The following is a 1,442-nucleotide window of genomic DNA, read 5'->3' on the forward strand; positions in this document are numbered from 1 at the left end:
TTCTGGTAGGGCATGATCGAGGCGCCCTCGAAGGTGCCGTCGGTGTCCTCGCTCCACAGCACGACCGCGTCGACGCCCATGGCGGCGGCGCAATCGGCCATGGCAGGCCACAGGCTGGTGTGGACGTAGAGGTAGGCGAGGCCCTCGTCATCGCAGTGCAGGTCGAGCACGATGTCATGGCCGAGCGAGAGCTGCACCAGCCGCGTCTTCAGCCGCTGGTCGACGCTGCCAAGGGTGGTGTCGGGCAAGAGCGCTGTGTCGGGCGCGGTGAGTAGCGGAAAGCCGCGGTTGAAATTGGTGCGCGTGCCCAGATGGAAGCGGCCCTGATGCTCGCCGAAATGATATTGCGCCCGGCCGATCGGATTGGCCCAGGGCACGACGGTGAGATTGCCCTTGATGCGGCCTTCGGCCTCCGCTTTGGCAAGCATCGGCATCAGCGCGTCGATGGCGACGACGCCCGGCAACTCGCCGGCATGGAGTGCCGCCTGTAGGTATGCCGAAGGAGCAGCCTTGTCGGAACCAGTGAAGCGGAACAGCGGGAATTCGTAGGAAACCCCTTCGCTTTCGCCGGCGATGCGCTCGATCGATTTCTGCATGACTTCCTCCATCAAGAGCGAGAGACATGCGATTTGAAGGCGCCGATGTCGATTGGTCCAGCCCGCCGCGCTATGGGCGCAAGAGGCTATTCAGCCGGAAGCGGGATGACCGGCGCGCGCCGGTCCAGCGCCTGCGACAGCACGGCGACGGTGACCGCCAACAAAGCGAGTGCTGCGCCGACCAGCGGCAAATTGGCATAGGAAACACCGGCGGAAAGGGCAACGCCGCCGATCCAGGCGCCGCTGGCATTGCCGACATTGAAGGCGCCCTGGTTCAGCGTGGCGGCGAGGTTCGGTCCCTCGGAGGCCGCCTCGACGACCCGGATCTGCAGCGGCGGCACGACGACGAAGATGAGCAGGCCCCACAGGAAGACGATGCCGACGGCAACGCTGGCGATTGCGCCGAACTGCCTGAAGCCAACGAAAAGCAGGGCCATCAGCAGCAGCGTGCCGATCACTGTCGGCATCAGTTTCCAGTCGGCCAGTCTGCCGCCGATAATGTTGCCGATGGTCATGCCCGCGCCGAACAGCAGCAGAACCCACGTGACTGCCGAGGTCGACAAGCCCGATACCTCGGTGAGGTAGGGTTTGATGTAGGTGAAGACGGTGAACAGGCTTGCGGAGGTCAGCGCCGCGATCAGCATGGCCAGCCAGACCTGCAGCTTGCCCAGCACGCGCAGCTCGCCGCGCAGGCCGCCACCGCTTGGCTGGGCGACATCGGACGGCACCAGCCAGGCGATCGCTGCCACCGAGATCAGGCCGATACCGACCACGGCAACGAAGGTGGAGCGCCAGCCGAACGCTTCGCCAAGTGCGGTTCCGGCGGGAACACCCAGGATGTTGGAC

1 protein-coding gene and 1 pseudogene are annotated in these 1,442 nt (G+C 65.3%); both read right to left on the minus strand.

What is annotated here, in order from left to right:
* Positions 1-596 (minus strand): annotated as a pseudogene (locus tag EN939_RS34055) (succinylglutamate desuccinylase/aspartoacylase domain-containing protein); the annotation flags it as partial.
* An 86-nt stretch (positions 597-682) separates the two neighbouring features.
* A partial coding sequence (locus EN939_RS34060; protein ID WP_164751512.1) for an MFS transporter occupies positions 683-1,442 on the minus strand: 760 nt, incomplete at its 5' end.

This window comes from Mesorhizobium sp. M7A.F.Ca.CA.002.05.1.1, from assembly GCF_003998335.1.
In the GTDB taxonomy this organism is placed as follows: Bacteria; Pseudomonadota; Alphaproteobacteria; order Rhizobiales; family Rhizobiaceae; genus Mesorhizobium.